16 protein-coding genes and 1 pseudogene are annotated in these 16,782 nt (G+C 63.0%); 8 read left to right on the top strand and 9 right to left on the bottom strand.

The window, feature by feature from the left end; all coding sequences use genetic code 11:
• Window positions 1-432 precede the first annotated feature (432 nt).
• From mmsB to EFR00_RS07570, 7 genes are all read right to left on the bottom strand, one after another.
• The gene (gene mmsB, locus EFR00_RS07600; RefSeq protein ID WP_077989676.1) at window positions 433-1,314 is read right to left on the bottom strand and encodes a 3-hydroxyisobutyrate dehydrogenase; all 882 of its coding nucleotides are present in this window, start codon (window positions 1,312-1,314) and stop codon (window positions 433-435) included.
• Window positions 1,315-1,323: 9 nt separating this feature from the next.
• A complete protein-coding gene (locus tag EFR00_RS07595) occupies window positions 1,324-2,919 on the bottom strand; it encodes a GMC family oxidoreductase (RefSeq protein ID WP_077989677.1) in 1,596 nt (531 codons plus the stop codon).
• A gap of 131 nt (window positions 2,920-3,050) precedes the next feature.
• Complete coding sequence (locus tag EFR00_RS07590; RefSeq protein WP_009990055.1) at window positions 3,051-4,040, bottom strand: branched-chain amino acid ABC transporter permease; 990 nt, start codon at window positions 4,038-4,040, stop codon at window positions 3,051-3,053.
• A 1-nt stretch (window position 4,041) separates the two neighbouring features.
• The gene (locus tag EFR00_RS07585) at window positions 4,042-4,929 is read right to left on the bottom strand and encodes a branched-chain amino acid ABC transporter permease (RefSeq protein ID WP_040111461.1); all 888 of its coding nucleotides are present in this window, start codon (window positions 4,927-4,929) and stop codon (window positions 4,042-4,044) included.
• Window positions 4,930-4,933: 4 nt separating this feature from the next.
• On the bottom strand, window positions 4,934-5,635 hold the full coding sequence (locus EFR00_RS07580) for an ABC transporter ATP-binding protein (RefSeq protein ID WP_077989678.1): 702 nt from the start codon (window positions 5,633-5,635) through the stop codon (window positions 4,934-4,936).
• The gene (locus tag EFR00_RS07575; protein WP_040111459.1) at window positions 5,635-6,417 is read right to left on the bottom strand and encodes an ABC transporter ATP-binding protein; all 783 of its coding nucleotides are present in this window, start codon (window positions 6,415-6,417) and stop codon (window positions 5,635-5,637) included. Before EFR00_RS07575 ends, EFR00_RS07580 begins: the two co-directional genes overlap by 1 nt.
• Before the next feature lie 5 nt (window positions 6,418-6,422).
• A complete protein-coding gene (locus EFR00_RS07570) occupies window positions 6,423-7,628 on the bottom strand; it encodes an ABC transporter substrate-binding protein (RefSeq protein ID WP_040141129.1) in 1,206 nt (401 codons plus the stop codon).
• A gap of 174 nt (window positions 7,629-7,802) precedes the next feature.
• Between EFR00_RS07570 and EFR00_RS07565 the strand changes: the two genes are divergently transcribed.
• Complete coding sequence (locus EFR00_RS07565; RefSeq protein WP_040111457.1) at window positions 7,803-8,753, top strand: LysR family transcriptional regulator; 951 nt, start codon at window positions 7,803-7,805, stop codon at window positions 8,751-8,753.
• Here the strand turns inward: EFR00_RS07565 and EFR00_RS07560 are convergent, their stop codons facing one another.
• Window positions 8,754-9,092, bottom strand: a complete 339-nt coding sequence (locus EFR00_RS07560; protein ID WP_003594586.1) for a cupin domain-containing protein — start codon at window positions 9,090-9,092, stop codon at window positions 8,754-8,756.
• A 173-nt stretch (window positions 9,093-9,265) separates the two neighbouring features.
• Between EFR00_RS07560 and EFR00_RS07555 the strand changes: the two are divergent.
• From EFR00_RS07555 to EFR00_RS07540, 4 genes and pseudogenes are all read left to right on the top strand, one after another.
• Window positions 9,266-10,391: pseudogene (locus EFR00_RS07555) on the top strand (acyl-CoA dehydrogenase).
• A gap of 90 nt (window positions 10,392-10,481) precedes the next feature.
• The gene (locus tag EFR00_RS07550) at window positions 10,482-10,922 is read left to right on the top strand and encodes a DUF4126 family protein (RefSeq protein ID WP_077989679.1); all 441 of its coding nucleotides are present in this window, start codon (window positions 10,482-10,484) and stop codon (window positions 10,920-10,922) included.
• Window positions 10,919-12,280, top strand: coding sequence for an FAD-containing oxidoreductase (locus EFR00_RS07545; RefSeq protein WP_077989680.1), 1,362 nt, complete (start codon window positions 10,919-10,921; stop codon window positions 12,278-12,280). Before EFR00_RS07550 ends, EFR00_RS07545 begins: the two co-directional genes overlap by 4 nt.
• 39 nt (window positions 12,281-12,319) lie before the next feature.
• Window positions 12,320-12,889, top strand: a complete 570-nt coding sequence (locus EFR00_RS07540; RefSeq protein WP_077989681.1) for a DedA family protein — start codon at window positions 12,320-12,322, stop codon at window positions 12,887-12,889.
• An 18-nt stretch (window positions 12,890-12,907) separates the two neighbouring features.
• Here EFR00_RS07540 and EFR00_RS07535 read toward each other — a convergent pair whose 3' ends face one another.
• Window positions 12,908-13,951, bottom strand: a complete 1,044-nt coding sequence (locus tag EFR00_RS07535; protein WP_077989682.1) for an NAD(P)-dependent alcohol dehydrogenase — start codon at window positions 13,949-13,951, stop codon at window positions 12,908-12,910.
• Between the two features lie 295 nt (window positions 13,952-14,246).
• On the opposite strand from EFR00_RS07535, the gene EFR00_RS07530 reads away from it, so the two are divergent.
• The 3 genes from EFR00_RS07530 (at window position 14,247) to kdpA (ending at window position 16,770) form a co-directional block, all read left to right on the top strand.
• Complete coding sequence (locus EFR00_RS07530) at window positions 14,247-14,609, top strand: copper resistance CopC family protein (protein WP_040141436.1); 363 nt, start codon at window positions 14,247-14,249, stop codon at window positions 14,607-14,609.
• Window positions 14,610-14,907: 298 nt separating this feature from the next.
• Window positions 14,908-14,997, top strand: coding sequence for a K(+)-transporting ATPase subunit F (locus EFR00_RS07520; protein WP_003547774.1), 90 nt, complete (start codon window positions 14,908-14,910; stop codon window positions 14,995-14,997).
• Window positions 14,998-15,066: 69 nt separating this feature from the next.
• Window positions 15,067-16,770, top strand: coding sequence for a potassium-transporting ATPase subunit KdpA (gene kdpA / locus EFR00_RS07515; protein ID WP_077989684.1), 1,704 nt, complete (start codon window positions 15,067-15,069; stop codon window positions 16,768-16,770).
• The last annotated feature ends 12 nt before the right edge of the window (window positions 16,771-16,782 follow it).

Below are 16,782 nucleotides of genomic sequence, written 5' to 3'. Positions count from 1 at the left end.
TAGCGCGCCCAAGTCCTTAGCGCGGGAGACTCCCTGCGAGGCCTTTTGGGTTCATTCACCGCGCCGACGCGCCGTGGCTGGATTCCAGGCTCAAGGCCTGGAATGACGGAGGTGGGGGCGTGTTACCGCCAAACGAGCCGCCACGGTTTCGGGCGGCGGGCGGTGCTTTCGGTGCCCGTTATAGCGCCGGCTTCGACCCGGCACCGGGAGGCGTCATCCGCTACGCCGACAGCGAGTTTGGCGCAACGCAACCTCACCCTCCGTCATTCCAGGCCTTGAGCCTGGAATCCACAGCCCCGCCCTCCGTCCTGCTCGGCCTTGAGCCGAGCATCCACACCGCATCCTCCAGCAACAATGAGCAGCCTGAGGCCACAGGGTGAGGGAGGCGAAGGTCTGCCAGCACAACAAACATCGGCAGGTGTCGAACGTTGCTTACTTCCGCTCGTGGAACATCTCGATAATCGCGGAAAAATCCCGTCCGCCATTGCCCTGCTTCTCGAACAGCCCGTAGAGCTGCGCCGCCTCCGCACCCATCGGCGTCGAAGCGCCGCTCGCCAGTGCCGCCTCCTGCGACAGCTTGAGATCCTTCAGCATCAGCGCCGCCGAGAAACCCGGTTTGTAGCCGTTATTGGCGGGCGAGGTCGGCACCGGTCCGGGCACCGGGCAATAGGTATTGAGCGACCAGCATTGGCCGGACGACGTGGAGGCGACGTCGAACAGCGCCTGATGCGAGAGGCCGAGTTTTTCGGCAAGCACGAAGGCTTCGCATACGCCGACCATCGAGATGCCTAATATCATGTTGTTGCAGATCTTTGCCGCCTGGCCGGCGCCCGCCTCGCCGCAATGGACAATCCTCTTGCCCATGGCCTCGAGGATCGGCTTCGCCTTGGCGAAGGCCTCGTCCGAGCCGCCCGCCATGAAGGTCAACGTGCCGGCGCTCGCCCCGCCGGTGCCGCCGGAGACGGGCGCGTCGAGCGACAGGCAGCCTGCGGCCTTGGCCATCTCATGCGCCTTGCGGCTGCTGTCGACATCGATGGTGGAGCAATCGATCACCAGCGTGTCCTGCGCCGCCGTCTGCAGGATATCGGTCCAGGCCGTCAGCACGTGCCGGCCCTGCGGCAGCATTGTGATGACGATCTCCGCGTCCTTGACCGCCTGGCTGGCATGGCTTGCCGGCTTGACGCCGCTCGCCTCCGCCGCCTTCAGCACCGAGGCCGCGAGATCGAAACCGAGAACCTCGTGACCCCTCTTGACGAGATTGGCCGCCATCGGCCCGCCCATATTGCCAAGCCCGATGAATGCGATCCTTGCCATGGTCTTCTCCTATCGATTGTCTTCGAGGATCATCGCCGCCGCCTTTTCGGCGATCATGATCGTCGGCGAATTGGTGTTGCCCGAGGTGATCGACGGCATCACCGAGGCATCGGCGATCCTGAGCTTGCCGAGCGCCCGGAACCTCAGCCGCGGATCGACGACGCTGTCCCTGTCGGCGCCCATGCGGCAGGTGCCGACCGGATGGAAGATCGTCGTGCCGATATCGCCCGCCGCCCGCTCCAGATCGGCCTCGGTCTGATAGCTGGGGCCCGGCTTGAACTCCTCCGGCTTGAACCTCGCGAAGGACGGCTGCGCGACGATCTTGCGCGTCAACCGTATCGAACGGACAGCTATGTCACGATCGCGCTGCGTCGAGAGGTATTTCGGGCTGATCGTCGGCTGGGCGGCAAAATCCGGGCTCGACAGGTGCACCGAACCCCGGCTCTCCGGCCGCAGATTGCAGACGCTCGCCGTGATCGCCGGGAAAGGGTGGACGGGATCGCCGAACTTCTCCAGCGACACCGGCTGCACGTGATATTGCAAATCCGGCGTCTCCCGGTCCGGCCCGGAACGGGTGAAGATGCCGAGCTGGCTCGGCGCCATCGCCATCGGCCCGGAACGGCGGACGAGATATTCGAGCCCGATCGCTGCCTTGCCGATCAGCTTCGTCGCCTTCTCGTTCAGTGTCGGAACGCCGGTCACCTTATAGGCCAGGCGCAGCTGCAGATGGTCCTGCAGGTTCTCGCCAACACCCTTGACCTCGGTGACGACATCGACGCCCGCCCGCTGCAGCACATCGCCCCGGCCGATGCCGGAGAGTTCGAGAATATGCGGCGAGCCGATCGAACCGGCCGAAAGGATGGTTTCTCGGGCGGCATAAGCGCGTTTCGCCACGCCGTCGTGCTGGAATTCAACGCCGGCGACGGCCCCCTCCTCCACCAGCAGCCGCCGGACCTGCGCCTTGGTCAGCACGGTCAGGTTGGAGCGCTTGCGCGCCGGGCGCAGGAAGGCTTTCGAGGTGTTCCAGCGAATGCCGGAACGCTGGTTGACGTCGAAATAGCCGGAACCTTCATTGCTGCCGCGGTTGAAATCCGCCGTCTCCCGAATGCCGGCTTCTCTCGCCGCCTGCTGGAAGGCGTCGAGCACGGCCCAGCGCACGCGCGCCTTCTCGATGCGCCATTCGCCGCCGGCCCCATGCATCTCGTCGGCGCCGCGATAAAAATCCTCGGATTTGCGAAAGAACGGCAGGATATCGTCCCAGCCCCAGCCGGTGCAGCCCATCTGCCGCCAGAGATCGTAGTCGCGCGCCTGGCCGCGCATATAGATCATGCCGTTGATCGACGAGCAGCCGCCGAGCACCTTGCCGCGCGGATAGCTTAGCGCCCGGCCGTTCAATCCGGTTTCCGGCGCCGTGGTGAAGCACCAGTCGGTGCGCGGATTGTTGATGCAATAGAGATAGCCGACCGGGATATGAATCCAGTGGTAATTGTCGCTGCCGCCGGCTTCGAGCAGCAGCACCCTGCTCTTGCCGTCGGCAGAAAGCCGGTTGGCAAGCACACAGCCGGCGCTGCCTGCCCCGATGATGATGTAGTCGTAACGATCCATGTGCCCTGCACGAAGCCCCAGATGCCCCTGCCTCCCTCTCCCCGCGGGACGGGGAGAGGGAGAGTCGCATTGCCGCCGCCAATCTCTTTGCCGGGAAGGAAATCGTTCCTGGGAAAGAGAGGTCCGCCCGTTCAGCGGCGATAGACGAAGCCCAGTTTCCGCCCGAGCCGCGAAGCGTAGAATTCGCCGATGATGCCGCGGCGGAAGATCAGCACGCAGATCATGAAGACGACGCCGGTGATGATCGTCACCGGGAATTCCGACGTGGCGAGATAATTTTGCAGCGCCACGACAAGCCCCGCGCCGAAGAGCGGTCCGACCAGCGTTCCGATACCGCCGAGCAGCGTCATCAGGATCACCTCGCCCGACATCTGCCAGGCGACGTCGGTCAGGGTCGCGAACTGGAAGACCAGCGATTTCATCGCGCCCGCCAGCCCCGCCAGCGCTGCCGACATGACGAAGGCGCCGAGCTTGTAGCGCGCCACGGAGTAGCCGAGCGAAGTGGCGCGATTTTCGTTTTCACGGATCGATTTCAGGATCATGCCGAACGGCGAATTGATGAAGCGCCAGATGATCAGGATGCCGATGAGGAAAACGGCCAGCACGAAATAATACATGTTGGTCGAGTTGCTCAGGTCGATGAAGCCGAAGAGATGGCCGCGCGGCACCGACTGGATGCCGTCCTCGCCTTCGGTGAACTCCGCCTGCAGGCAGAAGAAAAAGAACATCTGCGACAGCGCCAGGGTAATCATTGCGAAGTAGATGCCCTGGCGGCGGATGGCGAAGAAGCCCATGACCAGTCCGAGAAGCGCCGCGCCGACGACGCCGATCAGGATGCCGAGTTCCGGCGGCAGGCCCCATGACTTCACCGTATAGGCGGTGAAATAGGCCGCACCGCCGAAGAAGGTGGCGTGGCCGAAGGACAGCAGGCCGGTATAGCCGAGCAGCAGATTGAAGGCGCAGGCGAAAAGCGCGAAGCAGAGCAGCTTCATCAGGAAGATCGGATAGAAGAAGAAGGGCGCCAGTAGCAGGAACAGCAGCCCGGCAAGCAGGAAGCCCGCCTGCACCGAAAGGGCGGTCCGGCTTTTTTCCGTTCGGATGGTTTCGGTGATGTCAGCCATGTCAAGCATCCCGGCCGAAGAGGCCCGCGGGCCTGATGAGAAGCACGATCGCCATGATGACGAAGATCACGGTGTTGGAGGCCTCGGGATAGAAGACCTTGGTCAGGCCCTCGGCGACGCCGAGCACATAACCGGTCACGATCGCGCCCATGATCGACCCCATGCCGCCGACCACGACGACGGCGAAGACGACGATGATCATATTCGAGCCCATCAGCGGCGAGACCTGGTAGATCGGTGCGGCCAGCACCCCGGCAAAGGCGGCAAGACCGGCACCGAGCGCGTAGGTGAAGGTCAAGAGCACCGGCACGTTGACGCCGAAGACCTGCACCAGCACGGCGTTTTCGGTGGCGGCCCGGAGATAGGCGCCGAGCTTGGTCTTCTCGATCAGCAGCCATGTGCCGAGGCAGACGACCAGCGAGACCACGACCACCCAGCCGCGATAGATCGGCAGGAACATGAAGCCGAGATTGGCCCCGCCGGCGAGCGCCGCCGGGGTCGCATAAGGCTGGCCGGACGAGCCGTAGAGATAGCGGAAGGTGCCTTCCACGGCGAGCGCCAGCCCGAAGGTGAAGAGCAGGCCGTAGAGCGGATCGAGATCGTAGAGCCGGCGCAGGAACAGCCGCTCGATGATCGCACCGGCAAGACCGACGATAACGGGCGCCAGGATCAGCGACGGCCAGTAGCCGATGCCGGCATAGGTGAGCAGCAGATAGGCGACGAAGGCGCCGAGCATATATTGCGCGCCATGGGCAAAGTTGATCACCCGCAGCAGGCCGAAAATGATGGCGAGGCCGAGGCTGAGCAGCGCATAGAAGGAGCCGTTGATCAGGCCGATCAAGAGCTGGCCGAGCAGCGCCTGCAGGGGAATGCCGAAGATCATCGTCATCTGGTCATACTCCCAGAACCTTGTGCAGCGTATCCATGCGCTGCGGCAGTTCGCCGACCGGGAATTCCGACACCATCTGGCCATGATCCATCAGATAGAAGCGATCGGCAATACGGCTGGCGAAGCGGAAATTCTGCTCGACGAGCAGGATCGTCATGCCGCGTCCTTTCAGCGTCTGCAGCACCTCGCCGATGCGCTGGACGATAACAGGGGCAAGCCCCTCGGTCGGCTCGTCGAGAATGAGCAGCCGGACACCGGTGCGCAGGATTCGGGCGATCGCCAGCATCTGCTGCTCGCCGCCGGAAAGCTTGGTTCCGGGGCTGCCGCGGCGCTCGTAGAGATTGGGAAAGAGCTCGTAAATTTCGTCGAGCGTCATGCCGCCCTTGGCCACGACAGGCGGCAGCAGCAGGTTCTCCGAGACGGTGAGCGTCGAGAAGATGCCGCGCTCCTCCGGCACGAAGCCGATGCCGCGATGCGCCGTATTGTGCAGCGGCACTTGCATCATGTCGCTGCCGGCAAAGCTGATCTTGCCCTTGCGGGCGCGCACGATGCCGGTGATGGTGCGCAGCGTCGTCGTCTTGCCGACGCCATTGCGGCCGAGAATCGTGATCGTCTCGCCTTCGGCCAGCCGCATATCGACGCCGTGCAGGATGTGGCTTTCGCCATACCAGGCGTTCAGTCCCTGGACTTCGAGGAGATCGGCCATCAATGCTCCTCCGTGCCCATATAGGCGACCCGCACGCGTTCGTCCTGGCTGACGGTGGCATAATCGCCCTCGGCGAGAATCTCGCCGCGCTGCAGCACCGTGACATGCTGGCAGATATTGGCGACGACGGAGAGATTGTGCTCTACCATCAACACCGCCCGGTCGCGGGCGACCTCGCGGATGATCGCCGAGACGACGCCGACATCCTCCAGCCCCATGCCGGCCATCGGCTCGTCGAGCAGCAGCACCTTCGGATCGAGCGCCAGCGTCGTGGCGATCTCCAGCACCCGCTTGCGGCCATAGGAAAGATCGGCGGCGATATGATCGCGCTCCTTGGAAAGCCCGACGCTGGCGAGCAGCTGCTCGGCGCGCTCGTTCAGCCGGTCGAGCGCCGAGAGCGGCCGCCAGAACTGGGTGGACAGATTGTTCGGCCGCTGCAACGCCACCCGCACATTGTCGAGAACGGACAGATGCGGAAAAACCGCCGAGATCTGGAAGGAGCGCACCAGCCCCATGCGCGCCACCTTATCGGGCGGCGTATACGTGATGTCGGTGCCCATTAGCGTGATGGTGCCCGCCGTCGGCTGCAGGAACTTCGTCAGCAGGTTGAAGACCGTGGTCTTGCCGGCGCCGTTCGGGCCGATCAGCGCATGCACGCTGGCGTCATGCACATCGAGATCGACGTCCTTGACGGCCGTGAAGCCGCCGAAATCGCGGCGCAGGCCGCGGGCGGATAGTACCACCCGCGGCTTTTCCTGCGTTTCAATCGCGGAAACCGCCATTTCGCTCACTTCACCAGATCGCAGCCGCTCTTGGCGGGATCGATATAGGCCTCCTTACCGGGAATGGTGGCAAGCACGTTGAAGTAATCCCACGGCTCCTTGCTTTCGGAAGGCTTCTTGACCTGCAGCAGGTACATGTCGTGAATCATGCGGCCATTGGCGCCGACCGTGCCGCCACGACCGAAGACGTCGTCAACCGGCATTTCATGCAAGAGTTTGGCAACGGCCTCCGTCTCGTCGGTGCCGGCCTTCTGCACCGCCTTCAGATATTGCGTCACCGCCGAATAGGTGCCGGTGTGGACCATGTTCGGCATCTTGCCGGTGCGGGCGAAGAACTTCTTGGCGAAGGCGCGGCTTTCGTCGTCGCGGTTCCAGTAAAAACCTTCGGTCAGCGTCAGGCCCTGCGCCGCCTCGAGGCCGAGGCCATGGACTTCGGCGAGCGTAAAGAGCAGCGCCGCCAGATGCTGGCCGCCCTGGGTGATGCCGAATTCGGCCGCCTGCTTGATGGCGTTCGAGGTATCGAGGCCGGCATTGGCAAGGCCGATCACCTTGGCGCCGGACGATTGCGCCTGCAGCAGGAAGGACGAAAAATCCTGGCTCGACAGCGGATGACGGACGGCGCCGACGACCGTGCCGCCGCTCGCCTTGACATAGTCGCTGGTCTGCTGCTCCAGCGAATAACCGAAGGCATAGTCGGCGGTCAGGAAGAACCAGCTGTCGCCGCCCTGCTTGACGAGCGCGCCGCCGGTGCCGACGGCGAGCGCATGCGTATCGTAGGCCCAGTGGAAGCCGTAGGGCGAGCAAGCCTTGCCGGTCAGATCGGTCGTCGCCGCACCGGTGACGATATCGATCTTCTTCTTTTCCTTGCCGATCGCCTGCACGGCGAGCGCCACGGAAGACGTCGTCAGTTCCATGATCGCATCCACCTGCTCGGTGTCATACCACTGGCGGGCGATGTTGGAGGCGATATCCGGTTTGTTCTGGTGGTCGGCATCGACGATCTCGACCGGCACACCAAGGACTTTGCCGCCAAAATCCTCGACCGCCATCTTGGCGGCTTCGACGGAAGATTTGCCGCCGAAGTCGGCATAGACACCCGACTGGTCGTTCAGAATGCCGATCTTGACCTTGCCGTCGGTCGCGCTCTGCGCGAGCACCGCCGTGCTGCTCGCCAGCAGAAATGCAACTGATGCAATGAGATTCTTACGCATATTATCTCCTCCCAGAGATTGGCCAGATTGCGGATCTGTTCAGATTTGGCCAACCGCACTCCTCAGAACGGCGGACCCTCACCTTACGATCAAGGAAATTCCGTGCTGAAGCAACGGGTGGTTTACAACTAATTCCAAACAGTATCTGTTCGTTTTTGAACAGAGGGGATCGTAATGAACAATCCACCGCAGTTTACTTGGGACGATCTTCAGTTTTTTCTAGCCGTCGCCCGCACGGGGCAGCTGTCGACGGCGGCCCGCCAGCTGCGCTCCAGCCATGCCACCGTCTCGCGGCGCATCGACCGGCTGGAATTCACCCTCAAGGTCAAGCTGTTCGAACGCAATCCGCGCGGTTACGTGCTGACCGCCATGGGCACACGTTTTGTCGAGACGGCCGAGAAGATGGAGCAGGAGACCGAGCGGCTGCGCGCCGATCTTGCCGACGGTTCGATGGCGCAACGCGGCCTGGTGCGCCTGAGCGCGCCGGAGGGTTTTGCCAATTTCTTCTTCGCCACCGTGCTGCACCGGTTTGCCGCCCAGCATCCGCATCTCTCGCTCGAGCTGGTGACGATCCAGCAGATCATGTCGCTGTCACGCAAGGAGGCCGATCTTTCCGTCGTGCTCGACGAGCCGAAGGGCGGGCCCTATTTCGCCGAAAAACTGACCGACTATCACCTGCAGATCTACGGCTCGCGCGACTATCTGGCCAAGGCGCCTGATATCACCTGCCGCGACGACCTGCTTGAGCATCCCTTCGTCAGCTATATCGAGGAGATGATTTTCGCGCCGGGTCTCGATTACCTCAGCGATGTGCATCCGCGCATCAAGCCGCAGTTCCAGAGTTCCAGCATCTTCGCGCAGCTGACCGCCACCCGAAACGGCCTCGGCCTCTGCATCCTTCCCTATTTCTTCGCCAGCCGCTACCCCGAGCTGGTGCGCGTGCTTCCCGCGGAGATCGACCTCAAGCGCCAATACTGGATCACCTGCCATCGCGACCTGAAACAGGCGCCGCGGGTACGCGCCGTTATCGACTTCCTGCGCACGGCGGTGCGCGGCGAGGATGCACGCTTCGTGCCGCCCTATGTCACACCAGCCGGACCGGCGCGGTCGGACGCCGAAACGTGACTATTTGAGGAACTCGGCCCGGTGCGGCGTGAACGTATCGATCAGCCGGCCTTTTTCCAGCGCTTTGACGCCATGGACGAGATTGGGGGGCACGATGAAACTGCCGCCCTGCCGCAGCACCTCAGTCCGCCCGTCGATCGTCACTTCGAAACTGCCCTCGGCGACATAACTCGCCTGGATGTGCGGATGCGAATGGGCCGCACCGACGGCGCCGCTTTCGAAGGCGACTTCCACCATCATCATCTCCGGCAGATAGGTCATGATGCGCCTGGTTACGCCGGGCTCGGGATTGACCCATTCGGCGCCTTCGGCCGATACGAACAGATCGCTTGACGACATTTCCGCCTCCTCATTCCAGAATCGAACGCGGGCAAAGTGGAGCATGCCGGCGCTTTTGAAAAGATGGCCCGCCCTGTCTTTTCGATAGGGCCGCCTTCTGTTGACGCGGTCGGCCGGCGGGTCTATGCGACCTTGAGCGAGCAAGCGTGACTAGTGGGTGAGGAGACGCCGACATGCAACATACGCGCGAGGTTTTCGACTGGGCCGACCCCTTCCGCCTGTTGGAGCAGCTGACCAACGAGGAGCGCATGGTGCAGGATACCGCCCATGCATATGCGCAGCAAAAGCTCGCGCCGCGTGTTCTCGAGGCCTTCCGCAGCGAAAAGACCGATCCGGCAATCTTCCGCGAAATGGGCGAACTCGGTCTGCTCGGGCCGACGATTTCTCCCGAATATGGCGGCGCCGGCCTCGGTTACACCGCCTATGGCCTGATCGCCCGCGAGATCGAGCGGGTCGACAGCGGTTACCGTTCGATGATGAGCGTGCAGTCCTCGCTGGTGATGGTGCCGATCGACACCTTCGGGTCCGAGGCACAGAAGCTGAAATACCTGCCGAAACTGGCCGCCGGCGAATGGATCGGCTGTTTCGGCCTGACCGAACCCGATCACGGCTCCGATCCCGGCTCGATGGCGACACGCGCCAGGAAGGTCGACGGCGGCTACAGCCTCACCGGCTCGAAGACCTGGATCTCGAATGCGCCGATCGCCGATGTCTTCGTCGTCTGGGCCAAGACCGAAGACGGCCTCATCCGCGGCTTCATCCTCGAAAAGGGCTGGAAGGGGCTTTCGGCGCCGGCCATCCACGGCAAGGTCGGCCTGCGCGCCTCGATCACCGGCGAAGTAGTGATGGACGCAGTCTTCGTACCGGAGGAAAACCTGCTGCCCGGCGTCACCGGCCTCAAGGGACCGTTCACCTGCCTCAACTCGGCCCGTTTCGGCATTGCCTGGGGCGCGCTCGGGGCTGCCGAAGATTGTTATGCCAGGGCACGGCAATATACGCTCGAGCGCAAGCAGTTCGGCCGGCCGCTCGCCGCCAACCAGCTCATCCAGAAGAAGCTCGCCGACATGGCGGCGGAGATCTCGCTCGGCCTGCAGGGCTGCCTGCGGCTCGGCCGCATGAAGGAGGAAGGCCATCCGCCGGTGGAGCTGACCTCGATCCTCAAGCGCAACAGCCGACGAATTCGGCATCGCCCGCCACCTCGTCAACCTCGAAGTGGTCAACACCTATGAGGGCACGCACGACATTCACGCGCTGATCATCGGCCGGGCGATCACCGGCATCGCCGCCTTTGCGAACTAAACCGTCGGTTCGGCTTGGCGAATTGCCACACGCCTGACAATGTGCAACCTTCCCTCTCGCGGCACGACGCCGGCAATGAGGGGATCGCGCATGTTTCTGCTGCTTGCATTGCTGATCGGTGTCATCTCGGGCCTTCGCACCATGACGGCGCCGGCCGCCGTCGCCTGGGGCGCGGCGCTCGGCTGGCTCGACGTCTCGCAGACGCCGCTTGCCTTCATGGGTTACCGCTGGACCCCGTGGATCTTCACGCTTCTCGCCATCGTTGAACTGGTCGCCGACCAGCTGCCGTCAACGCCATCGCGCAAGGTGCCCATGCAGTTCGCCGCCCGTATCGCCTCCGGGGCGCTTGTCGGCGCGACAATCGGCGCAGTCAGCAGTCTGCTCTTCGGCGGGCTGATCGCCGGCGTGATCGGCGCCGTCATCGGGACCTATGGTGGCGCCGCCGTCCGGGCCAGACTTGCCGCGTCCTTCGGCAGGGACCTGCCGGCCGCCGTCATCGGTGCGGCGCTGATCGTGGGGACCTTGTCATGAAAAGCTTCGACGCCATCGTCATCGGCGCCGGCCAGGCCGGTCCATTTCTTGCCGCCCGCATGGTCGAAAAGGGCATGAAGGTGGCGCTGATCGAGCGCAAATTCCTCGGCGGCACCTGCGTCAATACAGGCTGCATGCCGACGAAGACGCTGGTCGCCAGCGCCCGCGCCGCCCATGTCGCCAGAAGCGCTGCCGCCTACGGCGTCAATATCGGGGGCGATATTGCCATCGACATGAAAGTGGTCAGAGCCCGCGCCGAAACGGTGACGATGAATGCCCGCAACGGCCTGATCGGCTGGTTTGCCGGGATGGACGGCATGAGCGTGATCTATGGTCATGCCCGCTTCGAGGGTCCGAAGACCGTCAGCGTCAACGGCGAGTCCCTCAGCGCGCCGCGCATCTTCCTCAATGTCGGAGCCCGGCCCGTCGTTCCCAAGCTGCCTGGCATCGATGACATCGACTACCTCACCAGCACCTCGATCATTCGTCTCGACACGCTGCCGCGGCATTTGGCCGTTATCGGCGGCAGCTATATCGGGCTGGAATTCGCGCAGATGTATCGCCGCTTCGGCGCCGAAGTCAGCGTCATCGAGCACGGCCCGAAGCTTGCTTCGCGCGAGGACGAGGACATATCCGATGCTATCGCCGAGATCCTGCGTTCAGAAGGCATCGACGTCCATACCGATGCCGGCAACATTGCCTTCGCTGGAAACGGCAATGGCGTGAGCGTCACCGCCGGCTCGGCGAAGATCGATGCAAGTCACGTGCTGATCGCCACCGGCCGCAAGCCGAATACCGACGATCTCGACCTCGATGCCGCCGGCGTCGTCACCGACAAGCGAGGATACATCACGGTCGACGACAAGCTCGCCACCAATGTCGAGGGCATCTTTGCGCTCGGCGACTGCAACGGCCGCGGCGCCTTCACCCACACGTCCTACAATGATTTCGAGATCGCCGCCGCCAATCTGCTGGACGGCGACGACCGCAAGGTCTCGAACCGCATCCCCGCCTATGCGCTCTACATCGACCCGCCGCTCGGCCGCGTCGGCATGACGGAGAAGCAAGCGCGCGAGTCGGGGCGCAGGATCATGGTCTCGACCCGGCCGATGAGCCGCGTCGGCCGTGCCAACGAGCGCGGCGAGACCAAGGGCTTCATGAAGGTGATTGCCGACGCCGAAACCAAGGAGATTCTCGGCGCGGCGATATTGGGCATCGAGGGCGACGAGGTGATCCACGGCCTGATCGACGCGATGAATGCCGGCACAACCTATCCCACGCTGAAATGGTCGGTGCCGATCCATCCGACGGTATCGGAGCTGATCCCGACGCTGCTTGGCGATTTGAAGCCCGTTTGATCGTGACCTGACGCTTCGGGAAGGTGAGAGCGAGCCGTCATGTCTATCGAACTGCTGATCGAGAATTACGGCCTGTTGGCGATCTTCCTGGGTGCGGCCATTGAAGGCGAGACGGCCGCCTTCCTCGGCGGCGTGGTTGCTCATCGCGGGCTGCTGAGCTATTGGGCGGCGGCATCCGCGGCCGTGGCAGGATCCTTCGCCGGCGATCAGTTCTGGTTCTTCGCCGGCCGTTACGCCGCCCGATGGAGCTTCGTTCGCCGGCTGATGGAGAGACCGGCGCTTGCCCGCGTCACTCGGCTTCTCGAAACATATCCCACAGGCTTCATCCTTGCCTTTCGTTTCCTGGTCGGTTTGCGGACGATCAGCCCCGTCGTCATCGGCACGACTGGGATATCGACCGGGAAATTCGTCGTCCTGAATGCGGTAGCCGCACTGGTCTGGGGACAGCTTTTCACCACGCTCGGTTATCTCTTCGGGCACGGAATCCAGCAGACTTTGGGCCACCTCCCCCTTCACCGCCATCTGCTGATCGCGGTCGGAGCCGCGGCTGTTGTCGCAGCCGCCGCCCTTGTCTTCCGCAAGATGAAACCGAGTGCCAGGCACTTATAGAAGTGGTGCGGCGGCGCCCTACTCCATCACGATCTGCAGCTTCACGTCGCTCGGCCGGGCCTCGACGGCGCGATCGAAGGCCTTGATCGAATCCTCGAATGTGAAGGTCTCTGATATCAGCGGCTTCAGGTCGACGCGCCCCGAGCCGAGCAGCGCGATCGCGCGCTCATATTGATGGGCGTAACGGAACACCGTTTCGATGCGGATCTCCTTGGTCGTTGCCGTCGAGACGTCGAAACCGATCGAGTTGACCGGCAGGCCGACGGCGACGATGACGCCGCCCGGGCGCGGCAGCGCCATGATCGTCTCCCAAGCCTTCGGCGAACCGGAGCATTCGAAAACAACATCCGCACCCCAGCCGTCGGTCAAGCGGGCGACTTCCTCGATCAGGTTCTTCTCGCGGATATTGATCGGGATAACACCCTGGTACTGCGCGGCAATATCGAGCTTCGGCTGGGCGAGATCGGCGACGATCGCCCGGGCGCAGCCGCCGGCAAGGGCGGCGATCGCCACCATCGTGCCGATCGGCCCGGCGCCGAGGACGATGGCGGTATCGCCGGGCGCGATCTTTGCCTTACCAGCCGCCTGCATGCCGACGGCGAAGGGCTCGACCATGGCGCCTTCGGCAAAGCTGACATTGTCGGGCAGCTTGAACGTATAATTGGCGGGATGCACGACCTCCGGCGTCAGCACGCCATGCACCGGCGGTGTCGCCCAGAAACTGACGGCGGGATCGATATTATACAGGCCGAGCCGGCTTGCCTTGGAATTCGGATCGGGAATGCCGGGCTCCATGCAGACGCGGTCGCCGGCTTTCAGATGCGTGACGCCAGCCCCGACCTCGACCACCGTGCCGGCCGCCTCATGGCCGAGCACCATCGGCGCGTTTACGACGAAGGGACCGATCTTGCCGTGGGTATAATAATGCACGTCCGAGCCGCAAACGCCGACGGTATGAATCTTGATCTTGACCTGCCCCGGTCCTGTCTCCAGCGGCAGATCGATATCGCGAAGCGCAAGTTCATGCTGGCGCTCCAGCACCAGCGCACGGACTTTGGTCATGATCGGTTTCCTTCCCTTTTGCCCCCGCGATTCAGCGGGTGCCGTCGACACGGACTATAAGACCGTTAAAGGCGGCAATTCAATCGCGCCATGCAAGCTTTTGCTCAACATGTGATTAAATGCCCATTTTCTATAATCCGAAAGATTCAGGTTCGAAGACTGGTCGGGGCGCATTATCGCAAAATCTAAGGATCGAAATCATCCGCCGCAGCGTTATTATCGAAGCGTCGGCATGACGTCCCGGAAGCATGACGGGTCCGGGCACATGCGGATCGACACGATAAGGAAGACCATCATGAAGTCGATCGCGTCATTCTGTCTGTTCGCCTCCCTTCTCTTCACCGCAAGTGAAGCGTCTGCCGCCTTGGAACAAGCCGCGCTTCCGCCGCAGCAGCAGGAAGAAATGCTGGCGCCGGCCAACCTCGAGCTCACCTTCACCGGCCCGGTCGATCTTGCCCGTTCGACGGCCGTGCTGCTCGATGCCGAGGGTACGGCGCTTCCCACCGGCAAGCCGTTTCTCTCCGGCCCCGAGGGATCGATCTTCAAGATCCCTCTCGATCCTGCCATGGCGCCCGGCCTCTATACGCTCGACTGGCGCGTCCTATCGATGGACGGCCGCAGCGCCGAAGGCCAATACCAGTTTCGGGTCGATCCTTAGCCCGCTCGCCGAAAAGCATTTATAAGATTTTTATATTGATGGCCGTTCGGCCGTCTCGAACCTTTATGCCCTCCGGCTCCATATTCATGCCCGAGAGATCCAACGATCATCTCCACGCCAGAAAGCATGAAAGGCGGCCCTTCCCCGGGATGGCGCCCTTTGTCTTGTCTGACTCCAAGAAAGCAACAGGAGTCACGATCATGATGGATATCATTCTGCTCGGCACCGCGATCCTATTCTTCGCGCTGTGCTTTGCCTACACCAGAGCCTGTGACAGGCTGTGACCGGAGAAACGACGATGACCCTCGACTACGTCTTGAGCGGTGCCGTGACCGTGTTTCTTACCGTCTACCTCACCTACGCTCTGCTTCGCCCAGAACGCTTCTGAAAAGAACCGGCGCTTCCGAGGTCGCGCATTCGCGGCCGAGCAGCAGCCGGGTATTGAAAGTCTACCTCCATGACCCTCAACGGATGGCTTCAGATCCTGCTCTTTTGCGGGATCGTTCTTGCGCTCGTCAAACCGCTCGGCGGCTATATGACGCGTGTCTTCAGCGGCGAGCGTACGTTTCTGTCGCCAGTCCTCGTTCCCATCGAACGGGGGCTTTACCGCGCCGCCGGCACCAGCAAAGGCGAGGAGCAGCATTGGACCTCCTATGCCTTCGCCATGCTGATGTTCAATCTTCTCGGTGTCATCGTCCTTTACGCGCTGCAGCGGCTGCAGGCCGGCCTGCCCTATAATCCGGCCGGCATGGCGGCCATCCCGCCGGAGCTTTCCTTCAACACCGCCGTCAGCTTCGTCACCAACACGAACTGGCAGAATTACGGCGGCGAAAGCACCATGTCCTATCTCACCCAGATGGCCGGCTTCACCGTCCAGAACTTCGTCTCCGCAGCGACGGGGATCGCCATCGCGCTCGCCTTCATCCGCGTCTTCTCGCGCGCTTCAGGCAAGGCCATCGGCAATTTCTGGGTCGATATGACCAGGGCAACCTTCTATGTGCTGCTGCCGATCTCAATCGTGCTGACGCTGGTCTACGTCTATCTCGGCGTGCCGCAGACGCTTGGGCCTTACGTCAATGCGATGACGCTCGAAGGCGCGCAGCAGACGATCGCCGTCGGCCCCGTCGCCTCGCAGCTTGCGATCAAGATGCTCGGCACCAATGGCGGCGGCTTCTTCAACGCCAATTCCGCCCATCCGTTCGAAAACCCGGACGCGATCTCCAACCTCATCCAGATGGTCTCGATCTTCGCCATCGGCGCGGCGCTGACCAATGTCTTCGGCCGCATGGTCGGCAACCAGCGCCAGGGCTGGGCGATCCTTGCCACGATGGGCGTGCTGTTCCTCGCCGGCGTTATCGTCACCTATTGGGCGGAAGCCGCCGGCAATCCGCTGATGCATGCCTTCGGCATTCAGGGCGGCAATATGGAGGGCAAGGAGGTTCGCTTCGGCGTCGCCCTGTCGTCGCTGTTTGCCGTCATCACCACGGCCGCCTCCTGCGGCGCGGTCAACGCGATGCTTGGCAGCTTTACCGCGCTCGGCGGCCTCATTCCGCTGATCAACATGCAGCTCGGCGAAATCATCGTCGGCGGTGTCGGCGCCGGCTTCTACGGCATCCTGCTGTTCATCATCGTCGCCGTCTTTGTCGCCGGCCTGATGGTTGGCCGCACGCCGGAATATCTCGGCAAGAAGATCGAGGCGAAGGAAATGAAGATGGCCGTCCTCGCCATCCTCTGCCTGCCGCTCGCCATGCTGGTCTTCACCGCGATCGCCACGGTGCTGCCTTCCGCCGTCGCCTCGATCGGCACTGCCGGCCCGCACGGCTTCTCCGAAATCCTCTATGCCTATACCTCGGCTGCGGCCAATAACGGCTCGGCTTTCGGTGGCCTGACGGGCAATACGCCCTGGTACAATGTGACGCTCGGCATCGGCATGCTCGCCGGCCGCTTCCTGGTCATCATCCCGGCGCTCGCCATTGCCGGCTCGCTAATGGCCAAGAAGACGGTGCCGGCCTCGGCAGGCACTTTCCCGACAGACGGTCCGCTCTTCGTCGGCCTGCTCGTCGGCACGATCCTGATCGTCGGCGGCCTGACCTTCTTTCCGGCGCTGGCGCTCGGCCCTGTCGTCGAACACCTGGTCGCGATTGCCGGACAAACCTTCTGAGGCGATGCCCGA

The organism is Rhizobium sophoriradicis, from assembly GCF_003939025.1.
Lineage (GTDB): Bacteria > Pseudomonadota > Alphaproteobacteria > Rhizobiales > Rhizobiaceae > Rhizobium > Rhizobium sophoriradicis.
Note: the sequence above shows the minus strand (reverse complement) of the source record. Positions and strands in the feature narration are given on the sequence as shown.

Excerpts from the sequence above, each read along its gene's own strand:
- mmsB (WP_077989676.1), bottom strand. The coding sequence starts at position 1,314 with ATGGCAAGGATCGCATTCATCGGGCTTGGCAATATGGGCGGGCCGATG.
- EFR00_RS07595 (WP_077989677.1), bottom strand. The coding sequence starts at position 2,919 with ATGGATCGTTACGACTACATCATCATCGGGGCAGGCAGCGCCGGCTGT.
- EFR00_RS07590 (WP_009990055.1), bottom strand. The coding sequence starts at position 4,040 with ATGGCTGACATCACCGAAACCATCCGAACGGAAAAAAGCCGGACCGCC.
- EFR00_RS07585 (WP_040111461.1), bottom strand. The coding sequence starts at position 4,929 with ATGACGATGATCTTCGGCATTCCCCTGCAGGCGCTGCTCGGCCAGCTC.
- EFR00_RS07580 (WP_077989678.1), bottom strand. The coding sequence starts at position 5,635 with ATGGCCGATCTCCTCGAAGTCCAGGGACTGAACGCCTGGTATGGCGAA.
- EFR00_RS07575 (WP_040111459.1), bottom strand. The coding sequence starts at position 6,417 with ATGGCGGTTTCCGCGATTGAAACGCAGGAAAAGCCGCGGGTGGTACTA.
- EFR00_RS07570 (WP_040141129.1), bottom strand. The coding sequence starts at position 7,628 with ATGCGTAAGAATCTCATTGCATCAGTTGCATTTCTGCTGGCGAGCAGC.
- EFR00_RS07565 (WP_040111457.1), top strand. The coding sequence starts at position 7,803 with ATGAACAATCCACCGCAGTTTACTTGGGACGATCTTCAGTTTTTTCTA.
- EFR00_RS07560 (WP_003594586.1), bottom strand. The coding sequence starts at position 9,092 with ATGTCGTCAAGCGATCTGTTCGTATCGGCCGAAGGCGCCGAATGGGTC.
- EFR00_RS07550 (WP_077989679.1), top strand. The coding sequence starts at position 10,482 with ATGTTTCTGCTGCTTGCATTGCTGATCGGTGTCATCTCGGGCCTTCGC.
- EFR00_RS07545 (WP_077989680.1), top strand. The coding sequence starts at position 10,919 with ATGAAAAGCTTCGACGCCATCGTCATCGGCGCCGGCCAGGCCGGTCCA.
- EFR00_RS07540 (WP_077989681.1), top strand. The coding sequence starts at position 12,320 with ATGTCTATCGAACTGCTGATCGAGAATTACGGCCTGTTGGCGATCTTC.
- EFR00_RS07535 (WP_077989682.1), bottom strand. The coding sequence starts at position 13,951 with ATGACCAAAGTCCGTGCGCTGGTGCTGGAGCGCCAGCATGAACTTGCG.
- EFR00_RS07530 (WP_040141436.1), top strand. The coding sequence starts at position 14,247 with ATGAAGTCGATCGCGTCATTCTGTCTGTTCGCCTCCCTTCTCTTCACC.
- EFR00_RS07520 (WP_003547774.1), top strand. The coding sequence starts at position 14,908 with ATGACCCTCGACTACGTCTTGAGCGGTGCCGTGACCGTGTTTCTTACC.
- kdpA (WP_077989684.1), top strand. The coding sequence starts at position 15,067 with ATGACCCTCAACGGATGGCTTCAGATCCTGCTCTTTTGCGGGATCGTT.